The organism is Halorubrum tropicale (assembly GCF_001280455.1).
GTDB classification, from domain to species: Archaea; Halobacteriota; Halobacteria; order Halobacteriales; family Haloferacaceae; genus Halorubrum; species Halorubrum tropicale.
Window position 1 is genome coordinate 130,827 of the sequence record NZ_LIST01000002.1, and the last position, 22,843, is coordinate 153,669.

At 55.3% G+C, this 22,843-nt stretch carries 27 protein-coding genes; 9 read left to right on the forward strand and 18 right to left on the reverse strand.

Annotated elements, in window-relative coordinates; all coding sequences use genetic code 11:
* Position 1: 1 nt before the first annotated feature.
* Together AMR74_RS05830 and AMR74_RS18410 are read right to left on the reverse strand one after the other, a co-directional pair.
* Complete coding sequence (locus tag AMR74_RS05830; protein ID WP_205625949.1) at positions 2-526, reverse strand: hypothetical protein; 525 nt, start codon at positions 524-526, stop codon at positions 2-4.
* Positions 523-708 (reverse strand): hypothetical protein, encoded by a 186-nt coding sequence (locus AMR74_RS18410; RefSeq protein ID WP_139042966.1) that lies wholly within the window; start codon positions 706-708, stop codon positions 523-525. Before AMR74_RS18410 ends, AMR74_RS05830 begins: the two co-directional genes overlap by 4 nt.
* A gap of 179 nt (positions 709-887) precedes the next feature.
* On the opposite strand from AMR74_RS18410, the gene AMR74_RS05835 reads away from it, so the two are divergent.
* Both AMR74_RS05835 and AMR74_RS18415 read left to right on the forward strand, forming a co-directional pair.
* Positions 888-1,154, forward strand: a complete 267-nt coding sequence (locus AMR74_RS05835) for a hypothetical protein (protein ID WP_053771125.1) — start codon at positions 888-890, stop codon at positions 1,152-1,154.
* A gap of 159 nt (positions 1,155-1,313) precedes the next feature.
* Positions 1,314-2,252: a hypothetical protein gene (locus tag AMR74_RS18415; protein ID WP_139042968.1), complete on the forward strand. Its 939-nt coding sequence runs from the start codon at positions 1,314-1,316 to the stop codon at positions 2,250-2,252.
* A 165-nt stretch (positions 2,253-2,417) separates the two neighbouring features.
* Here the strand turns inward: AMR74_RS18415 and AMR74_RS05845 are convergent, their stop codons facing one another.
* The 4 genes from AMR74_RS05845 to AMR74_RS18420 form a co-directional block, all read right to left on the reverse strand.
* Positions 2,418-3,095, reverse strand: coding sequence for a recombinase family protein (locus AMR74_RS05845; protein ID WP_053771127.1), 678 nt, complete (start codon positions 3,093-3,095; stop codon positions 2,418-2,420).
* A gap of 168 nt (positions 3,096-3,263) precedes the next feature.
* Positions 3,264-5,123: a 5-methylcytosine restriction system specificity protein McrC gene (locus AMR74_RS17105; protein WP_077152255.1), complete on the reverse strand. Its 1,860-nt coding sequence runs from the start codon at positions 5,121-5,123 to the stop codon at positions 3,264-3,266.
* Complete coding sequence (locus AMR74_RS05850; protein WP_053771128.1) at positions 5,120-6,400, reverse strand: AAA family ATPase; 1,281 nt, start codon at positions 6,398-6,400, stop codon at positions 5,120-5,122. The genes AMR74_RS17105 and AMR74_RS05850 overlap by 4 nt, the downstream gene beginning before the upstream one ends.
* Before the next feature lie 140 nt (positions 6,401-6,540).
* Positions 6,541-6,999: a hypothetical protein gene (locus tag AMR74_RS18420; RefSeq protein WP_139042969.1), complete on the reverse strand. Its 459-nt coding sequence runs from the start codon at positions 6,997-6,999 to the stop codon at positions 6,541-6,543.
* A 196-nt stretch (positions 7,000-7,195) separates the two neighbouring features.
* Between AMR74_RS18420 and AMR74_RS17110 the strand changes: the two genes are divergently transcribed.
* Positions 7,196-8,560, forward strand: coding sequence for an AlbA family DNA-binding domain-containing protein (locus AMR74_RS17110; protein ID WP_077152256.1), 1,365 nt, complete (start codon positions 7,196-7,198; stop codon positions 8,558-8,560).
* Positions 8,561-8,741: 181 nt separating this feature from the next.
* On the opposite strand, the gene AMR74_RS19030 is transcribed toward AMR74_RS17110, so the two are convergent.
* Positions 8,742-8,894 carry a hypothetical protein gene (locus tag AMR74_RS19030; protein WP_167551895.1) on the reverse strand — a complete coding sequence of 51 codons (153 nt, stop codon included), beginning with the start codon at positions 8,892-8,894 and terminating at the stop codon, positions 8,742-8,744.
* Positions 8,895-8,903: 9 nt separating this feature from the next.
* Entirely contained in the window at positions 8,904-9,722 is an 819-nt protein-coding gene (locus AMR74_RS18425) for a hypothetical protein (RefSeq protein ID WP_139042970.1), read from the reverse strand.
* Between the two features lie 368 nt (positions 9,723-10,090).
* On the opposite strand from AMR74_RS18425, the gene AMR74_RS05860 reads away from it, so the two are divergent.
* The 4 genes from AMR74_RS05860 (at position 10,091) to AMR74_RS19920 (ending at position 15,279) form a co-directional block, all read left to right on the forward strand.
* The gene (locus AMR74_RS05860; protein WP_077152257.1) at positions 10,091-11,122 is read left to right on the forward strand and encodes a Cdc6/Cdc18 family protein; all 1,032 of its coding nucleotides are present in this window, start codon (positions 10,091-10,093) and stop codon (positions 11,120-11,122) included.
* A 126-nt stretch (positions 11,123-11,248) separates the two neighbouring features.
* Positions 11,249-13,099: a type IIL restriction-modification enzyme MmeI gene (locus tag AMR74_RS05865; protein ID WP_205625950.1), complete on the forward strand. Its 1,851-nt coding sequence runs from the start codon at positions 11,249-11,251 to the stop codon at positions 13,097-13,099.
* Positions 13,100-13,119: 20 nt separating this feature from the next.
* Complete coding sequence (locus tag AMR74_RS05870) at positions 13,120-14,286, forward strand: ISH3 family transposase (protein WP_053771130.1); 1,167 nt, start codon at positions 13,120-13,122, stop codon at positions 14,284-14,286.
* Between the two features lie 237 nt (positions 14,287-14,523).
* Positions 14,524-15,279, forward strand: a complete 756-nt coding sequence (locus AMR74_RS19920; protein WP_082356855.1) for a homing endonuclease associated repeat-containing protein — start codon at positions 14,524-14,526, stop codon at positions 15,277-15,279.
* 66 nt (positions 15,280-15,345) lie between these two features.
* Here AMR74_RS19920 and AMR74_RS05875 read toward each other — a convergent pair whose 3' ends face one another.
* The 9 genes from AMR74_RS05875 to AMR74_RS05915 form a co-directional block, all read right to left on the reverse strand.
* Complete coding sequence (locus AMR74_RS05875; protein ID WP_053771131.1) at positions 15,346-15,744, reverse strand: hypothetical protein; 399 nt, start codon at positions 15,742-15,744, stop codon at positions 15,346-15,348.
* 189 nt (positions 15,745-15,933) lie between these two features.
* On the reverse strand, positions 15,934-17,025 hold the full coding sequence (locus tag AMR74_RS05880) for a hypothetical protein (protein WP_053771132.1): 1,092 nt from the start codon (positions 17,023-17,025) through the stop codon (positions 15,934-15,936).
* A 242-nt stretch (positions 17,026-17,267) separates the two neighbouring features.
* Positions 17,268-18,035 carry a hypothetical protein gene (locus AMR74_RS05885; protein ID WP_240471131.1) on the reverse strand — a complete coding sequence of 256 codons (768 nt, stop codon included), beginning with the start codon at positions 18,033-18,035 and terminating at the stop codon, positions 17,268-17,270.
* A complete protein-coding gene (locus AMR74_RS05890; RefSeq protein WP_053771133.1) occupies positions 18,032-18,604 on the reverse strand; it encodes a hypothetical protein in 573 nt (190 codons plus the stop codon). Before AMR74_RS05890 ends, AMR74_RS05885 begins: the two co-directional genes overlap by 4 nt.
* 2 nt (positions 18,605-18,606) lie before the next feature.
* On the reverse strand, positions 18,607-18,786 hold the full coding sequence (locus AMR74_RS05895; RefSeq protein WP_053771134.1) for a hypothetical protein: 180 nt from the start codon (positions 18,784-18,786) through the stop codon (positions 18,607-18,609).
* A 1-nt stretch (position 18,787) separates the two neighbouring features.
* Positions 18,788-20,332, reverse strand: a complete 1,545-nt coding sequence (locus AMR74_RS18430; protein WP_139042971.1) for a hypothetical protein — start codon at positions 20,330-20,332, stop codon at positions 18,788-18,790.
* 1 nt (position 20,333) lies between these two features.
* Positions 20,334-20,804, reverse strand: a complete 471-nt coding sequence (locus AMR74_RS05905; protein ID WP_139042972.1) for a hypothetical protein — start codon at positions 20,802-20,804, stop codon at positions 20,334-20,336.
* A gap of 44 nt (positions 20,805-20,848) precedes the next feature.
* On the reverse strand, positions 20,849-21,109 hold the full coding sequence (locus AMR74_RS05910; protein ID WP_053771137.1) for a DUF378 domain-containing protein: 261 nt from the start codon (positions 21,107-21,109) through the stop codon (positions 20,849-20,851).
* A complete protein-coding gene (locus AMR74_RS05915; RefSeq protein ID WP_053771138.1) occupies positions 21,106-21,516 on the reverse strand; it encodes a hypothetical protein in 411 nt (136 codons plus the stop codon). The genes AMR74_RS05910 and AMR74_RS05915 overlap by 4 nt, the downstream gene beginning before the upstream one ends.
* A 113-nt stretch (positions 21,517-21,629) precedes the next feature.
* On the opposite strand from AMR74_RS05915, the gene AMR74_RS05920 reads away from it, so the two are divergent.
* Complete coding sequence (locus AMR74_RS05920) at positions 21,630-21,839, forward strand: hypothetical protein (protein WP_006113927.1); 210 nt, start codon at positions 21,630-21,632, stop codon at positions 21,837-21,839.
* Positions 21,840-22,078: 239 nt separating this feature from the next.
* A complete protein-coding gene (locus tag AMR74_RS17120; RefSeq protein ID WP_077152260.1) occupies positions 22,079-22,336 on the forward strand; it encodes a DUF7386 family protein in 258 nt (85 codons plus the stop codon).
* 22 nt (positions 22,337-22,358) lie between these two features.
* Here the strand turns inward: AMR74_RS17120 and AMR74_RS05925 are convergent, their stop codons facing one another.
* Positions 22,359-22,781: a type IV pilin gene (locus AMR74_RS05925; RefSeq protein WP_053771139.1), complete on the reverse strand. Its 423-nt coding sequence runs from the start codon at positions 22,779-22,781 to the stop codon at positions 22,359-22,361.
* Positions 22,782-22,843: the final 62 nt, after the last annotated feature.

Here is a 22,843-nt window from a genome sequence, read left to right on the forward strand (position 1 = left end):
GTTACGCCCCCAAGCGCTCTTTTACCGGGTCCCACAGGCCAGCGAGGTAGGACACGGCGAGGACGACGACGGCGATCAGCCCGTTCGTAGGGTTGATGAGCCCGCTACCACCGACGCCGGCGAAGGCTCCACCGCCGCCCGATTGGTTGACTGTGGTCCCGATCTCGATGTTGTCCGCAGACTCCTCATCGGAGTCGCTCTCATCCTCGGTCACGACGACGCGATAGGAGTCATACTGCTCCGAGTCGGCTGTGAACGTCTGCCGCGCCGTGTCGTTTTCGTCGGCGGACGAAATGGTCCCGGAGTCGACCTCCGTCGAGAGCCCGTCAGCGATACCGTAGACGGTATAGTTGAGCGCGTCGCCGCTCGTGTTCGTGACTTCCAGGTAGACGCTCTCAGTCTCGCCGTCGACGGTCACCTCCTTGTCTGCGAGCTCAGTACCAGACTGCGCGACCGCCGGTACCGCCATCGACGTGAGGAGTGCGAGCGCCAGCAGCGCCGCGAGTCCCGTCTTCTTGATATTCATGCGTCGCCTCCGTAGCCGCCGCTGCTGCGAGTGTGTGTCATTGAATTTCGAAATCGCCCGTTTCCGGCGGGCAAGCCGTACTTATCGGCTAGTTCGACATTGACCGGGTACCGCACCCGGAACCGTTCGAGATACTCAACGAAGCGGTCGCCGACCGCCAGCCCGCAAGGGCCGTCGCTCACGGGTCCCGACCACCTCGGATTCTCTCAGTTACGTCATTCATCGCTGTCTATCGTCCGGAATCGGACGATAGACCGGCCGTAATGTCCCCCTCGGTTGAACCCTCGTCTCAAATGGGACAAAGCAACCTTTCGTCCATGTCAGAGGTATCTTTAAGAGACCCAGACAGTACGGCGCTGCTATGCAGAAGCTACAGGACCACGGCGGATCGGGTGTCGTGACGCTCCCGCGCGATGACCTCGAAAAGGACGACCTCTTGGAGGAGGGCGATCTCCCGGACGAACAGCACCTCGACGTCGATCGGCTCGGACGGCGGACCTACGTGGTCCGGATCCCCGAAGAGGGAGGCGACCTCCCGGAGCTGGCGCAGTGCGAAGTCGTCGAGCGGCTCGCCGCGAAGCGAGCGCTCGATCTTGGTGTGAGACGGGGTACGCCGCAGGCGGACTGACACTCTACTTGTTATCGCGCGTTCTTGTACGAGCACAACGAGCCGAGGTCGGAGCAGATAGCCTTTGTACACAGTCCTAGAATACAACAATAAAAGGAGCAATAACATACAGCTGATAGCAAATTTAACATCAGATGATTCTAATATCACTGTATTAACATGGTTTTCAGAAGTTACGTATTAAAAAAGAGATTAAGAGAACACACCTGCGAACGCACAGGCAATTCCGTCACCCCATGGAATGTGTCCGGTGTCCCTGATGAAGGCATGTTTCTGAGACCTTTCCAGAAGCTACTCACAGAGTACGATAATAAAGCTGCGAGGAATAATAGGTTAGAAAAAGTATTAGATTCGTTAGAAAAATCTGAATGTATTATCTATTCTATTGTGTGTCGTATATCGATTGGAGGAAAATTAGCAGAAATCCCTACCCCTGAAAAGGTAGCTATTGATGAAAAAACTGAATTCTTTGATTGTGGGATCACAATATCAGGACATACCTCACTCGTCATAACAGATGAGAAGATCCAAATGTTCGTTCAAAATAATGAGGATTACCATGACGGGATGTTTCTAGATCACATTCTCTACTCAAATTTGGATGCTGTACTATACAGTGAGGCTGGTGAGTATCTACAAATAGAGAAGGGAGATCTGAAGTACAGATTCTTTGGAAGCGCACGCCGATTTGATGAGAAAGAACGCCACAACGCTGCCCAGTTTATCGCTGAGAGTGCTGGGTTAGACTTGACCTTACATTCTGAGAAACCTCAACATACCGCGAACGAAGACGATGTTAACCCGGTTAGTACTGATTCAGACAAAGAGATAGAGCAGGAAAAATCCTGGAAAGCGCATAAAAAGGCCACAGATAGGGAACCGCCGGTTGAGAAAGGAGATATTGTCAACATCGGCGTGCTGGATATCAATCTTCATCACACAGGTGATAGAAGGGCATTTGGTAAGTACGAAGGCTTCGCTATTCACGTTGAAGAGGTCCCAGCAGATTTGAGTGAGGGTGACTTTATTGATGTGAAAATAATGTATTTCAACCATGGTCGAACTTCTGCTACAGGGGTTTGTCTAACTAATAATTGAGATTTCTGGGGTTTCGAGTGTCTGGGGTAGCATATTCACTCAGATCAAACTATCCGTACTGGATTTAAATACATTAACTCTTCTAGGCGACCGACCGATCACGTCGGCTACATACTCAAGCGCCCGTCGATCCTGTTTGTATGTTATAACGAGGATGTTGGCAGTTCATTCACGCTCGGCAAACTTTTCTAAGTATATCTCTTTTTTTTCTAGTAGATTTGGAACCGTTCGTCGTGGAACTCCAGAATGACGTGAAGCCTTCCGGTGGGACCAGCCCTCCTCCTCGACAGCGACGATTGCGTCGACGGCGTTGCTGAACTTGTCGGTCGGTTGGAGATAGCCGTCGTCATCAGTTGTGAACCCGTACGGTGGCCGTGTGGTCCACTTCCCGGCTTCTTCCGCGGCTCGAAGTCCCTCGACGACACGTTGGCGTATCATGTCGGCCTCGAGCTCGGCTGCCATCCCGAGTGTGTTCAGGAGGATTTTGTCCCGCATGTCGAGGTCGTCGCCCGGTGGAATCTCCAAGTCGTCGTTCCGAACGTAGAGCCCGCAGTTGTGATCCTCGACGATCTCGCCGACGGTGCGATGGAGGTCGCGCATGTTCCGGGAGATGCGCGTGATCGACCGGACGACGATCGCGTCGACGGCGCCGTCCTCGACGAGCGCCATCAGCTCCCGGTAGCCTTCGCGGTCCGTGTCGGTCCCGGTCGACTTGTCTGCGAGGACGTGCTCGGCGTCGACGTCGAGGCCGAGATCCCGTGCGTAGTCGAGCAGGTTGTCGCGCTGTGTGTCAAGCTCTTGGTCGCGGGTCGAAACCCTCGCGTAGACAGCTGCGTTCGCCATGCTCCTGCCCGCATGTCTACCTGTATTAAAACTAAGCCCCTATTCGCCAGATGGGCGAGAAGGATGTGCTTCTCGCCATGGCTGGGCGCAAGGTTGCTTGCCAAATCGAACAACTCAATCTGATTCAAATGGTTAGACGCATGTGTAGCACCCTCAAAATCTGACATTTCACCACGATATCCCAAAGGGTGCTGGGGTGTCACAGTTTACCACTGACCCATCCTCAACGTTTAGATAATGAATACGAATGAACTCTTCACAGTCCTCTAAGCCTGGGCTCTGTTCCAAAATGTCTTCGTCATTTTTAATCTGTGAAGCCTCGTCATCGCTACTTGAAATGAAGAACGGAACAGCAACATCGTAACCTTCTGACCTCTCCTCAAGATGGCCTTTGAATCCCCTTAGCGGGCCCATATATGGAGTCCCTCTGGGTCCGACCTCATCCGAAAGACGAGCATCCGTGGTTATGTACTTCAGCACCAACCTAGTGTCGTCAATAAGAGACTCTGTTTGAAGTTCAGGTGCTACAATAATGTCCTGAAGACTTGTTGCTTCAACATCTGGGTGGCAGAGACGGCGTTTCTTGATGTCTTTCGCGATGCCCGCATCTCGCTCGTCGGCGACTGATTCTTCAAGAAACTCATGGATCGCTGTTCTAAGCCCGTCTGTTGTGAATTCATCCCCTTCTGGGGCGATAATATACAGCGATCCGGACCGTTTCTTAAATCGATACTCTCCAGGGGTTGCTAACGGTGCTATCATCCCCAATTGGTCCGTCTCCAGCTGGAACCCGTATGATAACAGACGAGAGCGGGACCAACTCCCTTCGAGCGGATCTTTATTTTTCGCGTAGTACTTGCTATCAAGGACTGCTACAGGGCGTCCATTTTTACGGACTACGTGATCAGGCTGACTGGATAGGGTTAATTCGTCATCCTCGAACAATCGATATGACTCCTTCGCGATTGAGACATCCTCAACACCTTCTGTGAAAGGTTGTGACTCTATTTTTTCCAGCTCATTCTCTAATGTGAGCCCAACATAAGATTCAAATAGAGATTCCATCCCAATGATGTACTCCATAAGTAGCTCTTCTCGCCCTTGATCAAGGGGCTGCCCGATTGTTGAGGAAAGAATGGTTTTTGATATCTGGAGTACATCCGAATAGTAGTATCGCTGCCGCGGAATGTCTTTTGTGCTCACCTGAGATACGTCTCTGAGCGAGATGCTTCCCCCAACAACACCTCGTTGCTCGAGCCGTCTGACAGAGCGTTCAAGCCTCGAGAAAATTTGCGTATAACTCTGTACTGGATCCGTGGAGGCGTACAAGTGAAACAGCTTCTCAAGTTCTTTGCCAGCCCGATAGATAACATCATTTATCGGAATACTATATTCGATTGTCTTTTCGACGAACTCGTGCTTTGGAACGCCACTTGGCAGGTCAAAATTCAGTAAACTCTTCTCAATATCGATCCTTCCACGACCATCGAGTCCTTCAGTTCGTTTGCGATCAAATGACCGCATAAGTCCATGCCGAAAAACGTCTTCCAGACTATCGAGATAATTGAGCGCGACGACAATGAATACATCCTCAATTCCGATATCATCTGCCAGGAATTCTCGAATTGGAATTCCACGGTATTCTAAACTGCGCCGCTGTTCACCCACTGCTAAAAACATCTCCAAGATCTCGCTCCACCCAATTTTAGGATCAATTTGGAGCGTGGCGTTGGGGGTGAGGTTGACAATTCCGACTACATCCTCGACATCGATTACGAGCCCTTCGTCGCGAATTTCAACCGTAGCAACCTTTGAGTCGTCGCTATTGTTTGTCGGTTGGACATGTTTGACATACGTATTTGCTGCTTCACCTTCAGAGAACGCTGCCCGCTTTAGCTGGCGAACTATATCAGATGGGTAATCCTCAACCGTCCGCTGCCCCTTTTCCTCAACCTGAATATGAGGCTGTAGTGCCTGCTCACCATCTTGGCTGTTGGAATACCCTTCACCCCCATTGTGAGTACTCATCGGCCACTCAGGCGTTGCTCCTCACTTTGGTAACGTTGTTCAGCGAGCTCAATGGCCGGCGACAGGTCGAATGAGTTGAACGACTCGTCTAACTCTCTGTAATGTTCGGGTAGTTGCTCTATCTGTGAGAATGTTGCGTCGTTGAGTAGGCGTGGTAATATGTATATTTTGAACGCCTCACCTACCGCTCGCCCGGGTTCGTCATTATATACCCCAACCCCATGATCAGCTTCTGGTAAAACATTTTGTTTAGTTGCCTGAGATAAGAAATCGACGACATCTTTGTAGTGCATTGGACCGAACTGGTGGATTCCTTCACCCTCGCCACCATCACTAGAATAATTTAGACCTTCATAGTCTTCGTGGAATAACGAGACGAGTTCTGGACTGTCGATAGGCGTGTCGGATAATGCACTATCGGACCAGTCGTGGAACAATTGATCGCGATCCCCGTAATTGTACCCGCCCACCTTGATCATTGCAAAGCGCCGAGTAATGGCGTCATCAAGCTCGTTGACCGTTCGATCTGAGACGTTCATGGTACAAATGATCTTTACACGAGGGTCCAAGGTCACCGTCGTACCATCATCTGTCTCAAACAAAGTCTGCGAACGGTTTTCTATAGCGGTGTAGAGGGGCCCGAAGATCCTTGAGATATCTGCACGTGTGAGTTCATCAATAATCAGCCCCCAATTCTCGTTAAATTCCTTTGTTTGGAGAGCAGCGTGTGAGACACAACCTGGCTCTTTCACATATTCTACTTCGTCATCGGTGTAGTCAGGAGCAATCCGACCAATTATGTCTTGATCTGTCCACGATGGCGCCGCTGTTTCAATGTCATATCCAACAGCGGCTTCCATTGCGAGTTGTTTGGCGAGGGTGGTTTTGCCAGTACCAGTTGGGCCATACAACACAACCGGTTTTTCGACTGAGAGGGCAGCAAGTGCGTTATCCCATACAGAATCAGGAACAGCTACACGGAGGTCACGAGGGTCGTCTTCTCTGGTGACAACGTCCCTTTTCAGTTCGGTCGATATGTGCGGACTCGCAAGGATTGCTTCTCTAACTCGCCCAATTCCTCGGTAGCCATCATATAAGATATCAACTGGTTCCGGTCCAAAATCTTCATCAAGTTCATTTAGCAAATAACGTATCGTATCGGCTTCGGACGCTTCTTTAATAGCCCTCACTGCCGTTTCGACATCGCGACGGATTTCAGAGTTCAGCCGTTTTGCGTCATCTAATTTGTAGTCGGAAGTGCCCTCATGTCGGCTCATAATACACTAATAGGGTATGTAGTAAGTAAATCCATGGAATGACAGTTGATTGGAATTTAGTGGATTTCGTCAAAAGCGACTTTAACATAGCCAGCAACGCCAGTGTGTCCGATCGTTCACCAGTTTCCGGACAACCATTTCTACTTCACCGCGAACCAAGATTTATGCCGATTACGCGCGCTCTCTGCTTCGTCTTCTAGATGCTGTGCCCTCTCCACGGCCGGTTTTAGTTTCTCTTTCAGTTCATCTCGTGAGAGCTTCTGTTCTCTCCTCGGCAAGGCTTTCACAGCACGACAGTCGAGAATTAGCGAATCAATGATGTGTAAGATATCATCATTAATGCCAGATGGTGCTTGGCTCACGTGATCTGCTAAGGCCGAGTTCACGCCCGCACAGGTATCACGTGAGTTCATAGCTTTTGGACCGGTGACGTCTGCTGTATCGAGTCTAGCAACCCGCCCAGCCAGACGCTCTGTCCTAGCATACCACTGTACTATCTTTCGTTTTCTTTCTAATCGATGTTTGGCCACGACCGCACCAAATCCACCAAGAATTCCACTTAAAAACCCGGAAATAACCGGAGATAAACTAGCTATCACTACATCAACCATATGTGTGAGAACTAAAACAGTGACGGTCAGAGTCTGATGCGGTGTATCAGATTCTCCGCCAGTTCCCGGACAAACAACCACACAGCTGGTACACCGAGCTACAAGTAATTCTAGGCGAGGAGGTGGAAACCCATTCAGGGGTAATAATAAGAGGTTCCTATGGCTCCTCAAAAATGAATTTGGAATGGAGCTTGAACAGCTACTCGAAGACATTGCCATCGAAAACGCCGAAATCGAATTTAAGCATGAAAATGAAAGCCACCTAGATATCGTCAAAGAGGCTACCTCCTTCGCCAATAGCGGGAGTGGAGCCATTATCATCGGGGTGGCTGAAAATGAAGACGGATTTGTTGTTACCGGTGTTGAGAATCCACAAAAACTTGAGGAGAACATCAGTCAGACGATTGATCAGCGTGTTTCCCCTCGAATTGAACCTACAATCGGAGTCCATGAACTTGGAGAGAAGTCGGTGGTAATCCTCGAAGTGAGTGGTGGAACTGAGGTACACAGTTACGGAATAGATTCCCCGAAGTTTCCAGCGCGACAGGGGTCAACGACGATCTATCTCAATGGGGAAGACCTCCGTTACCGGTATCGCCATCAAATGTCTGGTGGTCTGGATGAAGACCGTACAAAGGAATCCGACGGCAATCAAGAGCAGGAGAAGCAGACGTTAGAATCGACGTATCATTGGCTGGATCACGGGACACATCTTATTCCAAAAACTGACGGAAATATCGCGAGTGTCTGTACTTTCGGGGAGCTCTATCTCCCACCGAATCCCGTTCGCATGTCCGCTCGAGTGACTCGACCAACAATGGACACCGTTGAGCACGTACTTGCGCGCCTAGCAGAGACCTTTGACCTGGATAATGCTAGAAGTCATTTCACAATCAACCAGAATCAAGCCGCGTGGACTGGAAGCGGGCTCTCGACCTTCTTCGAAGAGATAGAGTCACAAGGACGACGATATGAAAACGCAGATCTTGATCCCTCGCAGTTATACAAGTGCGAAGAAGCAGTCTACGTGGCAAATACGTCTATTCCATACCCGGAATCTGTTCTCATGGTCTATGTCGAGCCGTGGGTTTCCGACAGTTTTGCCCGTCATTTCCAAATTGTGCTAGTCACGGATGGAATGCCTGTAGACACGGAACCACTGACAGAATTAGGTAAAAATGCGGATGTACACTTCGGAACCGCAGAATCCGTTGAGGTAGATTACAAATCTGTCCCGAATCCAGAAGACCTCCCGTTTAGGCCCATAGAGCGCATCCGTAACCACGAAAAAGGCGATGATGGTGGGGAAACAATCGGAATCCTAGCTGAAAACCCCTTCCACGGCAAAGCAGACCTCGCTGCCCGCGTTTTGGGGGTTACAGAGTCCACTCCGCTTATAGAATTCCAGTACGCCTTCGGTCATTTCCTAAATTTGCCTCCCGAGGAACTACCCGAGATCTCTCCTACTCGTTTTCGCGTTGTGGATTACGGAGAACTTGCTGATTTTCCAGTGAACGCACTCCATGCTGACTTCCAACTAAATTGGTGATATTCAGTTGATTACCGAGGTTTAGCACTGTATTCAATCAAACGACAACCACGTTTGAGCTTGAGAACAGGCCCACTGAGTCTTTTATTTTCAATCAATGTGGCTACTCGCCAGCCTGGCTAGATGGACCTGCTTCTCGCCATACTCATCACCGCTCGGTGGATTGTCGCAGATAAGAAGCCTACAGATCCTCAATCAGACCGGAAAGCCGCGCTTCCACTTCCTCGTCGCTAAGGTCGTCAACATCAACATCCACCTCTGGCTCCAACTCTGGAGGCGTATCGAGATCACTACGACCGGTCTCAGTCTCCATCGGTGGGTCTAGGTGGGGCATGGACTATTGTCATGTTGTATCCCAATTCGTTATAACATTTTCCCGTGCCTCACTTTCTGCCTCTTTAATATCATCGAGCTTACCGCGTAAATCGGTTATTTCACCTTCATCGAATTCTCTGATACCTGCCTGTGTGACCTCAATCATGTCCATGTCCTGACCAACGCCCTGTCTTTCTTCGGCCTGTGATTTGGCTTCTACCACTGTGAAAATACACTCCGGAAAGTCACACGCAGAGTCATATTCACGCCGAATGAAAGTTAACCTCGCAGATTGAGTCCCCGATCCGATTACTCCGTAGCCGATGTCGGTGAAGTCCGTATAATCGTTTCCAGCAATTAAATACAAGCGCGACTTTGATTGTGATGTCACTGCGAGCAGAATCTGGACCTGATCAGAGAACTTGTTCTTGTATTCCATCGACTGTTCCAAGACGATCCGCTGTACTTCTACGGGGATCTCAATTTCATCATCTTTCAGATCCTCCAGTTCGTATCCGAGGGGAGAAAGGACGTTATTCGAAATTGTCTCTTGAACGTGATGCTTGTACGCTGTTAGCATCAGCTCTCGTGCGCCCTCAGCCTCTACAACATTGTTTGCTGCTGCGAGCTGCCGAGCAGTATCTGCTATTGAGTCAATCATTACGCTACTCCCGGATCCAACCATCGCAGCCGATAGCTGGTCTGTCTGAATGATTGGTTCAATTTTGGCAGACGTGTCTTCGTATTCAACACCTCCAGACTGTCCGACCGTTACCATCCGGTCAGCTGCGACGATAACACTCGGATCCTCTTCACTCGAGCAAATCGCACCAATTCCAACGGTCATATCTAACTAAACGAAGTCAAATCATAAAAAAGAACCAAGAGCGGAGTGAAAGTATAATTCTCGTCGAAAAATCGCAGACTGCGGCCAGATACCTAACGAAATCACAGGGGGTTTAGCTGCTGGGAGTCACCTGGGGAGCCGCACAGGGCACTGTCTATAACATCGGGTGTTTCCCGTGACAGGCGTTGAGATGCTAGTAACACCAGATCAGCTGTCACACCGGGCCTGAGCATCTTGGATCGTCGAATAGCTCTTGGGTCAGTCAAACAGGCTCGCTACCGGATTTAGTCTACAAGTTAAGACCCATCCGGAACCATCCGGAACACCCCGAGTTCACTTTATGTACTTCCCCGAGAATCCTCGGAGACGTGATAAGCAACGGATCTGTCTTCGAAGACGACCACCTCCCTGATCCGATCGTCGGCCGGAACAGCCACATGAACGAGGTCACAGATGCCCTCGCACCGATCGAAGACGGCCAGCGTGCCGAGAACTGTTTTCTCTTCGGTCCCTCCGGTGCCGGGAAGACGACCGTCGCGAGGGCCGCCGTTCGCGAGCTCCGACGCGAGGTCCTCGACGTCCCGTACGCCTACGTGAACTGCTGGCGGGACTACACGCGGAACGCGGTCCTCGAACGCCTCTCTCACGACCTCGTCGGGACGGCTGTACCACGCTCCGCGTCGACGTCGACGCTCCTTGATCGCGTTCATCGCGACTTCAACGGGCCGGGCGTCGTCATCCTCGACGAGGTCGACCAGCTGCGCGAGACCGAGTTACTCTACGACCTCCACGAGTTTCGCGGGCTCTCGTGGATCGGCATCGCGAACGACGAGGTGGACCTGCTCGCCGATCTCGACGAGCGTGTTCGGTCTCGCGTCTCAGTCGGATATCGGGTCACGTTCGACCGGTACGGCGAGGACACGATCGCGGAGATCGTCCGGCTCCGTGCTCGCGCCGGACTCGGTCCCGGCGCCGTGAGCCAGGAGGTCTGCGAGACAATCGCGCGCCTCGCCGACGGCGACGCTCGCATGGGGATCACGACGCTCCGGGCGGCGGCGCGGAAGGCGAGCAGCGAAGGTTTGTCGAACATCCCAAAGCGGCTCGTCAAGGACTCGATCTCCGAGGCCGAACGCGAAATCGCGCGAAAGACGTACTCGAAGCTCACCGACCACCAGCGAGTCGTCGTCGACGTGCTTCAAGAAGATGGACCGCTGATCCAGCGTGAGCTCCACGAACGGTACTCCGAGCGCCACGACGATCCGGTTAGTCTGCGGTACTTCCGAGACGCACACTTGGCGAAGCTGGAACACTACGAGCTCGTCGAGACGGAGAGCCGGTCCGGAAAGAAACTCTACAGCCTCGCAGAGCCTGCCAACATCGGCCGTGTAGCGCAGCCTTAGCCGGCACGAGGACGGATCACTTTCTCAGAACGAATCTTGAATCAGCAAATAGCGTTTCCTAAGGTACCAAACAGGCTCGCGAAGCCACAGCCAGTTTCTTATCGGCGCACGTGAAAGTCGGCTTTAATGTCGGCCTCCGGCTCACAAACTGAGTTCGATTTTGACGACTTTGACACCGATGTCTCCCGCAGCGATGAGGATGCTGTCATCGAGGCGATCGCCGAGTCCATCAACAGGATGCGCGATCAGATCAATGACGACGATCTCGATGGCATTCTGCGATCAACGCCTGCTCCGTACAAATTCAAGTCCAAGTACACCACCGACCAGCTGGATCCCGAACCGTTCACGAAGGCGCGTGTAATCGAGCCCCTGCTCGAGACACTCGGCTACGATGACTACGGGTATGAAGCGGGCGATTTCTCTGACACACGTGGCGAACAGGCGGACTACGCAATCTCGCTTCGTGACGTCGCCAGCGTCGACTCCTCTCGGCTCCTGATCGAAGCGGAACCGCTCAACAAACCCCTTGAAGACCGCGGTCACGGGCTCGACCAGGTAAAGTCGTGGCTCAGTCAACGCGAGTTCGAGTCTGACTACGGGTTCGCGACGGACGGCATCCGCTGGATCTTCGTCCGCTACGACGCCGACTCGTACACCCACAACGTCATCTCCGATGTCGATCTCCGTCCTGTTTTCCAGCGACTCCACCAAAACGCGTCGACGGCGAACGATCCCGTGACCGAGGTCGTCACCGACGAGGAACGCGAACTCGTCGCGGAGCTGGTGCGGACGTTCGCGAACACGAATTTCCGCTCGATTATCGATGACGCGCAGGATGTCATCAAGGAGAAGCAGGAGGCCGTCACCGACGAGTTCTACGACGATTACATCAAGTACGTGTTCGGCGTCGCGGAGGGCGAAGACGAGCGCCGAGCTCGGAGCCTCGTCGGCGACGGTGTCATGCCACCGGACGACGCCGACGGTGACGACACACGGCTGTTCTCTGTCGACTTGATGAACCGGCTCATCTTCATCAAGTTCCTCGAAGACAAGCGCATCGTCCGACCGGACTTGCTGCGCACCATCCTCGATACCTACGAGAGCGGCGTGTACCCCCAGACGATGTACAAGTCGTTCTTCGACCCGCTGTTCTACGACGTCTTCAACGAGAAGGAAGACGAGCGGGAATCGCACATCGAGGACATCGATCTCTACAGCGAGATTCCGTATCTCAACGGTGGGCTGTTCCGACCGGAACTGAGTAACGACTCCGAGATCGACGAGCGCGGATTCAACGTCCGAGACAGCGTCCTCGAATCGATCATCGAGCTCTTAGAGCGCTACCAGTTCTCCGTCGACGGTGGGCCGACAGACATCGACCCGAGTGTCCTCGGTTCGGTGTTCGAGAAGACGATCAACTACCTCACCACCGACCCCGGCGATCAGAATGCCGACTTGGGTGCCTACTACACCCCGAAGGAGATCACGCGGTTTAGCGCCGAGCAGACGGTTCGTCCCGCACTCAAGGAACGATTCGAGCGCATCTTGATCGAGGATCGAGGGTGGCCCGAAGCCGAGATCAAACAGTACGACACGCTCTACGAGCTCATCGATGGGCTCGCTGCGTCGACAGATCTCATTACGACGTTGCTTGACGACGTCGACGATTTCTACGTCGTGGACCCGTCGATGGGATCGGGACACTTCCTCACGTCCGTCGTCGAGGAGATCACCAACGCTCGGCAGGAGCTGTGGGCAACGATCGACGAGACTCCGCGCCGGCACCGGGTGAAACAGACGACGGTACAGGAGAACATCTACGGTGTCGACATCATGGAGCCGGCCGTCGAGATCGGGAAGCTGCGATTGTGGCTCTCGATCGTCTCCGAACTGGAGGCCGAAGACGTCGATGAGCTGAGCACCGAGCAGCTGGCATTGCCGAATATTCAGTACTTCACAAAGCCGCTTAGTTAGAACGTCTGCTTGCTGAAGGTGTGTCTACGACCCAGCAAGCAGACGGTGAGATCCATGAGGACCAGCTTCTTAACTTTCTCGTCAACCGCCTTGACGAGGAAGTTCCGCTCTCCTTAGCGAATAATGCTCAAATCACTTCTGAGGACATCTACGAGGTCCTCGTCGGCGCTTGCGCCGACGGGACCTCTGTCTCTACGCTCTGTGCTTCGAGCCAGAACACACCCGCTGCGAACACGATCCTCTACCACCTCCGGACGAAGTTCGAGCCGGATCGGCTCGAACGAGTCGCTAACACGCTCCTGCGAAAGAACCTTGATGAACTGCTCCCCGAGCAGGTGGAGGTCTGCGCAGACCTCCACCTGCGGCCCTACTACGGTGACGAAGACGACACAGACGGCCTCTATCATTCGGTCGCAAAGCGTGGAACCACCGCGTTCCACGCCTACGCCACACTCTACGCGCGTGTGAAGAACAAGCGTTACACGCTGGCGGTACGCCGTCTCGAAGACGGCGATACCGCCAGCAGCGTCCTCGCTGAGTTCCTCGGTGTGCTCGACGGCCTTGACGCCGAGGTCAAGGCCGTCTACCTTGATCGTGGATTCTACGACAGCAAGTGCCTCACGCTGCTTCAAGCGCACGATTACGCGTACGTGATCCCGATCATCCGGTGGGGTGAGACGATTCAGAAAGAACTCTCGAAGGGATGGAGCCGCGTCATTCAGCACGACCTGACAGGGAAACTCGACGGTCATAGCTGGACCGTCGAGTTTCCCGTCTACATCGACTGTACGTACCTAAACGGGAAGTACGACGAGAACGGCGTGGCGCGTCACGGCTACGCCGCTGACGCGCCGTTCATCGGCTCACCACGCGACGCTCGATACCACTACAGCAAGCGGTTCGGTATCGAGTCGAGCTATCGCTTGTTTGAGCAAGCGATAGCGACAACAACAACACGAGATCCAACGGTACGGCTGCTGTACGTCGTGGTGAGCCTGCTCTTACAGAACGTCTGGCGGTACCTCCACTACGAATATGTGGCGACGCCCCGCCGAGGCGAGCGTCGCCTCTGGTGGTGGCCGTACAAGGAGTTCGTCAATATGATTCGACGTGCTGCGTGGACGGCCCTCGCGGTGCGTCGGGCCGTCCCCGCGAATCGGCCACCTGACGACCGATTTCACCGCTAACCACCGACCGAGCAAGCCAGCGGAGTGAGTGGCGACGCTGTCGCGTCGGCGGCTAACCGCCGCCGACAGCGACAGCTCTCCATCGATCCGTCTGTGATTCTCTCGTCGAGACCGTCAGTACAACCGCTTCGACACAGAACTCAGACCGCAGAAACAGCTATGCGAGGATGCTTTGTGAGGTACTGAGACTGGCTTGACAGGCACAATATACCCACGAGAAATCCCGATCCGCCACGGATGAAGGGAGAGGATAATCCCCGCTCCGTATCGAAAGATGATCTTCTAGCAGATTACAAACGTGTAGCAGGGGAACTAGACAAAACACCCTCACAATCTGAATATAATGAGTTCGGAAAATATTCTTGGCGAGCAATACGATCTCATTACGGTTCTATGGGCGCCATGCAGGACGCAGCGTCTCTAGAGCGCCTTAGAAAGGGCCGAGTGACTCTTGAGTGTGAAGCTTGCGGAGAAGAGTACAGCGTAAAACACGCAAATAAGGATAAAAGTCGGTTTTGTAGCCGCGACTGTCTCGGTCAATGGATGTCTGAGAACATGACCGGGGAAAACAATCGCTACGATTACAATCAGACTGAATTCACCTGTGAGTGGTGCGGTGAGTCGTATTTCAGAGCTGCGAATAGGGAAGGGGAAACCCGTTTTTGCTCACAAGAGTGCCTTGTCGAATGGCGATCTCGCGAATACTCTGGTGAGAACCACCCTCGATGGAAAGAGAACGGGGACTATTACCGGGGCCCGAATTGGCACCGTCAGAGGTCCAAAGCACGTAAGCGGGATAACCACGAGTGCCAGCACTGTGGGAGTTCCGATTCAGAGCTAGACGTTCACCATATTATCCCATTTAGGGAATTTGACGACTACGAACGGGCAAATAGGCTTCAAAATCTCATTACACTCTGCGATAGCTGTCACTCAAATGTTGAATGGGGAAACATTACTATACAGTCGAAGCTCGGGACATTTTCTCAGTAATTCCTCCACTATATCCAATAGCCGGTGCCGTTCTCCCTCGGGAAATTTCAGTAAAGCGTAAATACGCTATGTTCGGATTCTCTCCGCGCTGATCTGTGCTTCCTGCGAATGACTTCGATAATGCGTCTCACCGGGATTCGTCCAGTTCGTGATTTCTAAATCCCGAGCGTGGACCGTCCGTGACGACACGACAGTTATCTCTCTCCCCTCCGCTCGGTACCACACGAGCGCGTAGCCGCCGTCAGCGTCCGCGAGCGTCTCGTGCTGGTCCTCCCAGAACTTGAACGTCGGTCGGACGCCATTGACCATCGACCCTTTCACGTCCCACGGACGGCCGTCCTCGTCGCTCGCGTCGAACTTGAGTCCGTCCACGACGGGATAATCAAGCGTGAGCGGGTAGCGGTCCGTCGCCCACAGCTCGACGAGCTTCCCGTACCGACCGACGATCGCCGGGTCGTAGCTCACGACGATCCTCGTTTGGGTTGCGGTTGGTCGCCGCGCCGATCGACGCCGACGAACGAATTTCGACCGAACTCCGGCCGCGCGGCCCCCCGCGGATTCGGACCCCCCGCCGGGATCGCACGCGTATAAACAGAGGTATGCGCCGGGGCGGGCGGGTGAATGAACGTACGAACCCCCGCCGGGTCTGTCGATTCACGCGATGGCATCGTTCAGTACCTCGCCGTGGTCGCCGTCCCTGTATTCAGCCATGCGGTCGGAGACCCACGCCGCGGAGTAGCCGACGAGGTCGCCCGCGTCCGCGTACGTCATGCCGTGGTTCTCCACCGCGCGGATCGCCTTGCTGATCGCTTCCTCGCGCCGGACCGAGTCGGCGTCGACGCCCTCGCTCTCGTCGTCCTCGTCGACGAGTTCGATCGCGAACTCGCTCGGCTCGTGTTCCGGGTAGTTCGCGGCCGTGTCGGTCAGGCCCTTGTAGTCGCTCCCCTCTTCCCAGTCGTCCTTGCCACCCTCGCTCTCCAAGAGGCGAGCGCGACCCGGGTCCGACCGCGAGGGCTTCTCGATCGCGAGCGACGCGACCCGGCGGATCGACTTCGCGGTCTTCGTGCGCGTGTGCCCGACGAGCAGCACGCTCCCGCGCTTCGGGTTCGGCCCGTGTTTGGACTCCTTCTTGCGGATGAACAGCAGCGAGTCCGAGAACTGCTCGGCCGCCTTGTTGCCCGAGCCAAACCCGGAGAGTTCCTGCGCGATCTCGTCGAGGACCGCCAGCACCGGCCCCTCGATCTCCGCCATCGCTTCGAGCATCTCCCGGTCGGAACGCACGACGCGGTCGAAGCCGTCCCACGACGTGTTCCCGATGAGCGCGCCGCCGGTCCGGATCCGCCACGCCATCGCCACGTCGAGCGTCGTCGCGGTCTTGCCCGAGCCGGGCGCGCCAAAGACGAGTCCGATCGCGCCCTCGTGCGCGAGCTCGCCGGCGGCGTCGCGGTAGAGGTCACCGCCCTCGCGCTCCTGTCCGGTGAGCCCGGTCGCACTCTTCATTTGCGAGACCGAACCGTGTCGCACCGCCTCGTCGATCGTCTCGGTCGCGGCGTTGGAGATGATGAGCCGGCCGATTCGGGTCTCTTCGATCGGCTCGTCGAGCAGCCCGTCGTAGTAGTTGAGGACCGCGAGCGTCCGTCGGTCGTCGACGAGCCCGGCGTATCCGCGGACGTGCTCGCCGGGATCCTCGCCCCGGAGCGCGCTCGCGAGTTCCGCCGCCGCGTACGCGCCGGTCTTATCGGACATGGTACCCCCGAGTATGGACCCAATTCAATAGCCGGGCGATCGCCTCGGAAGTCCATCCAGCGCCGTTGATAAACGCTACTATGAAAATCAGGGCAGAGACGCTATCGATCGGTGTTCCGGCTGCGCTCTGATTCCATATCTGTAGGGCACCGAAGGCAACGCCGAAGTGCGCCCCAGTAACGAGATAGACTATCTCGTCGGAGTCGTCGCCGGGGCCGTATGGATCGGATCGCGCCGGCTGATTACGCATCTTCCACCTCCAGCGCTTCGGTCTCGTCGAGCAGCTCGAAGCCGATCGTGTCTCCGTGTCCGTTCCGCTCGGTGTCGATGTCGTCTCCCTTCATGCTCCGTGGTTTGAGATCGTCCGGTAGTTCCTCGTCGAGAATCGCCGAGACGGTCGCGCCCTCGTCGTCGAACGATGGCGTGAGCGTCGGATCGAGGATCGCCTCTTGATCCTTGAGCCGACGCTTGTCGAGCGTCCGGGCGATCGACCGGAGCCGCCGCTTGAGGCGCCGCGCCTCTTGGGCATCCGGCTCGAACTCCTCGCGGAGCTCGGCGACCGCTTCGAGCGCGTCGACGACCTGAACGTTGCCCGCGAGCTCGGAGCCCGCGACGGACTCACGCCAGTTCGCGACGGCGACGTTGTCCTCGGGTCGGTACTCGCGGCACTCGTACACGCGCTTCGCGACTGGCCACTCGAAGAGACTCCCGGCGTGTACGTCCATGTCCGCGAACTGGTCCTCGCTGAGCTCGTAAACGGCGCCGCCCGTGTCGTCGTCCGCCTCGAACGCGACGAGATAGATCCCCTCTTCCTCGGGCAGCAAATCGACCACGTAGCCGCCGGCGACGTACCCGCCGATCGCGATCGCGACCGCGGCGGTGGCGACGACGCCGGCGCCGTCGATCTCCCACGGGTATGGATACCGACCGCGCTCGGCGCCGGCGATGAACAGCAACACAAGCCCACCGGCGAGGATCGGCCGCTCGCGGGCCGTTTCGATCAGGTTCATAAGACCCTCTCGACTGATTTCTCCTCGTCCTCGCGCCGATTCTTGACGACGCGGAAGGTGAGCCCGGCGCCGCCGACGCCCGACAGGAGAATGAGGATCTGTGCTCGTTCGTAGCTGATGGGCGGCCGGTCCGGTGTCGTCTGTCCCGTCGAGACGTACGCGAACCGGTTGTTCGCGATGCTGCCCGGCGTGGTCATGGTGACGGCCGCCTGCCCGGCGCGGAGCGGGACAGAGACGAACACCTCTGTCTGCCCTTCCGGAAGGCGATGCTGGTAGATTCGCCCGGAGCCGGAACCCTCACCGAACTGGACCGCCTCGGTGAGCGTTATCCGCGTCGACTCGTCGCTCTCGAAGAGCAGCCTGAACCCGCCTCGGTCGCGGTCATACTCCCACTCGACGAGACGGGTGTCGGCGTCGATCTCCTGGGCGTAGGTCTTCGGTTCGCCGACGTCGACGGAGGTGTTCGTCTCAAGACCGGGTCCGCTTCCGTTGCTCTGCCCGGCGACGCTACCAACCGCAACACAAGCCGCGAGGCTGACCGCAACACAAAAAATCACGATACGGCGCATGGTTAGACACCCGGGATGAACGACTGAATCGTCGTTTCAATCCAGTTCACCGTGAGGCCGACCGGGTCGTAGCCGAGCGCGACCATCACGACACCGATAAGCACGGCCGCGAACCCGAGTTTTAGAAGCGGGTCGACGGCGAAACTGATGATCGACAGATACGGCGCGAGAGGATTGAACATATCAGTTCGTGCCTCCCTGTGTGAGCGCATACAGAACACCGATCCCGCCGACGACCGCTGCGACCACTCCTGTGCTTGGCCCCGATCCGGTGAAAAAGCCGGCTCCGGCTCCTCCCGTTGGTTCCTGTGATTGTTCTAAGAGCCTTCGCTGTTCCTCTCGAATGCTCTCTAACTCTTTTTCTATTGACTCCACGTCCGCCGACTGTGCCGTCTTGCTTTCTGGCGTCACTTCCTCAACGGAGTTACCCTCTGGGTCGGTCGCTTCCAGTACCGTGAACGGGTTTACCAGTTGAGTGAAGTCGGAAGTTTTCTCCCCCGTCTCCGTGTCTACGTACTCATATGATACGTATATCGGATCCTCGAAGTTGTTGGGGTCGTATGTATTTCCAACTTTGAACCCCGCCGGATTGCCGTCGCTATCGTTCGGCTGTGCGTTGGTATAGATCTCGGCGTCTACCTCGTACTTCTCGCCGGAGTCGTTTTGTAACTCAAGCCGGAGAGAGAAACTCCCCGACGTTGGGATTCCCATCATCCCAGCCTGCGCCTCTCGAATCGACAACCCCGTATTGTTCCCGAGTTCGGTCGCGGCAGTCACCGGGTCTAGGACTTTCTCGCTGGGAATATCCCCCGCTTCATAGTTGTTATAGAGATCATCGGCAAGCCCTGAGAGCTGTGTAGTAACATCATTATATTTAGTTTCCACTTCCGCGAACGCGGTTTTCATCCTATCAAATCCATATCCTATGTCGTCCGCTTTGAATCGCGGAACAACACTACCGTCCTTTGTTGGTGATGCTAGGTCAAAACGAAGTTCTAATTCACTACCGGAATCCGGGTCGGGATATTCCGCAAAAGCCCCATTTCGTTGTAGTTGCTGGCCGTCAATTCCGTGTACAGCCTCGGTTTCTAAGCCGAAAGGTTCATCATAAATATCTCTATATTCGCCACTTATCCATACGACAAGAAATTCTTGTGCTACCGGGTCCACTTCTGGATGGGCTAGATAAGTTTGGTACATCTCTGTGACTTTGAAATGTTGTGCCCGATAGTGACCTACGATATTTTCTTGAATAGTTAGATAATATTCTCTTATCGCCTTATCCATCTTGTTTTTTGCCTCACTTTTCGATTTTTCCTGATTTAACGCTTTTACTAGTGCGGCTTTGCCTTTAGCAATAGCCACGTTTTCACTATTTACTAGGTTATTCTCGATGGAGGTCATTACCCGCTCGTCTACGGACTTCAGCTCTAGAAAATCCTCTTTAATGCTCGATTCAAGAGCATTTTTGCCCGTATAATTCGAGTAGTCCCTATCGGGCCCGGTAAATAGGTCTACACTTTCATTTATCAGGTATCCTAGCGCCGCTGCTCCTGCCGCCGCGCCCACACCAAGCGGCGCAATCGCCGCAGCTGAACCGACAGGGGAACCGCCCATTCGTGAAGCCCCGCCGATCGTCGCCGCGGACCCGACACCCACAGCTGCCGCTTTTCTCATTACCCCCCGCCGCGTGAACGTCCGATCGTCGTCTAATTGTGTTGTGGTCATGCTAGTCCTCGCGACTGAGGTAGATCGCCCCGAGGAGGGCGATCGCCGCCACGATCAAGCCGGTCGAGGCGCCCGTACCGCCGAGACCACCGCCGGCACCGCCGGAGACGCGCTTGATAACGCCCCAGTCGACCGACTCGATGAGAGACCCGTCGCCCGAGCTCGTCACCGAGATATGGACGCGAGTGTAGTTGCCTCGATCGTCGTCGGTGAGCGCATACTCGTAGGATTCGACAGACCCACTCGACAGGGTTCGTGTTTCGTTCAGCAGCTCGGTTCCGTTCCCGATATCGGTCCCGTTCGGTAGCCCCTCAACGACGACCGTCACATTCGGCGCCGGATCGCCGGAGTAGATCGGAGCCGCCGTCACGTCGGCATATGCGCTGTCCGTGTCGTTTGTGACCTCTACGGTCCCGTTGTCGACGGCCGTGTCGGCCGCGACGCCGCCGGCGGCGAACCCGCCGAGCAGCACGACGACCGCGAGAAGGAGCCCGCCGGCCGCGATTGTGTTGCGGTTCATGAATCGTCACCCCGAATCGAGTCGACGACGTCGGTGACGTCGTAGACGCCGAGGTGATCGGCGAGCGTGATCACGCCGGCGACGGCGACTGCGCCGTAGACGACGGTCGCGACGACCGGCGAGGAGAGCGCGGTCGAGAACTCGGCGACGGCGTTGTAGTCGAAGAACTCAACGAGCCCCCAGTTGAGGGAGCCGATCGAGGTGAGGATCCAGATCACTCCCGCGATCGTGTCCTCCCCGTCCCAGATCGAACTCATAGCATCCACCCCAGCGCGAGCTGGCCGGCAGTAACCGCTACCACGTACAGGAGTCCCCACAGGTCGGAACTCTGGAAGAAGGTACCGACCGTGTCAGGGAGCGCGACGAACGCGACCGGAAGCACGAGCGTCCCGATAGCCGCGAACATGTACCAGCCTTGAAGCCCCTGAATGTCGTCAGAGAGCGACTGAAACTCGGTGTTGTCGTTCGTCAGGATAGTGCCGACGATCGACCCGTAGCCGATGATCCACGCGGTCGAGAGGCCGATCCCCGCGACGGTGAACTGTGTCGCACCAAAGTTCACGTCGAACAGTTGGAACGTTGCGATACCGACAAGCATGAACGCCGAGGCGAGCCCCGCCACTACGAGGGCGGCGTCAACGGCGTCGAATTCCATTTTCGCCATGCGAGCGGCCGGGCCACGGTGTTCCCCATATACTCCCGCATTCAGTACGGTCTGTTCCCGTTCCGTGTCACTTTGAGGTACATTTAAGTGAACCACCGTGCCCGCGAGGGTCGATGGGCTTCAAAAGTCTCGTCGACCGCGACGGTAGCGGAACCGTAACGATCGACAAACAACACCTCGAACTTGACGGATTAGTCGCAGAGGACGGTTCGATCAAGGAGGCCGACGCTCACACGCAGCGCGTCGGCGAGCGTGCGTACCTGGTGCGCTTCCCCGAAGACGGTGAAGTGCCGACGCTGCTCGAACTCGTGGGGCGAGCGTGAATCCTCGTGGAGAGGGGTTCTCGACGCGACCCCGTGGGGTCCGACGCAGATGTATTCACGATCCGCGATCTATGTACTTCGCTCGGCGCAACCGGCGCGTGAGGTACATAGAAATCGCTCGCGTTGCGTGTGGCGGCCGCGGTGATCGTAGCCGACCCGTGGGTACCACTTCAAAACGGACCGGTTCAGTTACTCCAGGACGACGGGATCACAACCCCCGTACATACAATGTGGTATAAATGAGCCGTCGAACAAGCCTCAAGATCACCGACGAACGCGAGCGCCAGCTCGAAAAGGCGAGCGAGATTGTAGCGAGTGGTCCCGACGACGACCCGCCAATGAGCGTCGTTATTGACGCTGCGCTCGCGCATCTGATTCAGTCAAAAAGAAATATCCGCGACGCTCGTGAAGAACTTGATCCAGAAACAATTCAAAAATTCAATACCTCGGTGCTTGGACTACGATATCGGACAAAAATAGAATCGAACTGGAGGTGAGTATCCAGTCAGCCTCCTCGATTTAGTTGAAGTCGAGGTCTTCCTCGAAGATGGCACTCCCACTTGGGTCGTGAATTATTCTGACCGTCTGTGTGTCAGATTGGGAACTCCCTGTGGAGTAGTCCGCTACCTTTTGTTGACCCGTCTCCCAATCCCCTTCTGGGAACGCACCCTCGTAGCGCTCTCCGTCAATCGATAAGACGAGATCACCAGCGGCAATCGTCTGACCACCGGTCTTGACGATTGTAATATTCTCACTTCCGTTATTCACTTCTACAACGTCGAAACTCGCTTGCGGCGCCGTGTCACCTAACTGGTCGCCGAGTCCTAGCACGAACGTCCCGATGACGGCCGCCAGGATGACAGTAATTGCGACCATGAGTATAACACCGATGACAGGACTGACCGCCCTATCCTCTGTGTTGGATTGGTTGCTTGGTTTCATTGTTTGAACCCAGCGGCCACCGACGAACGAGATATTGGCCCAACCGGGCGCCGTCGTTGACG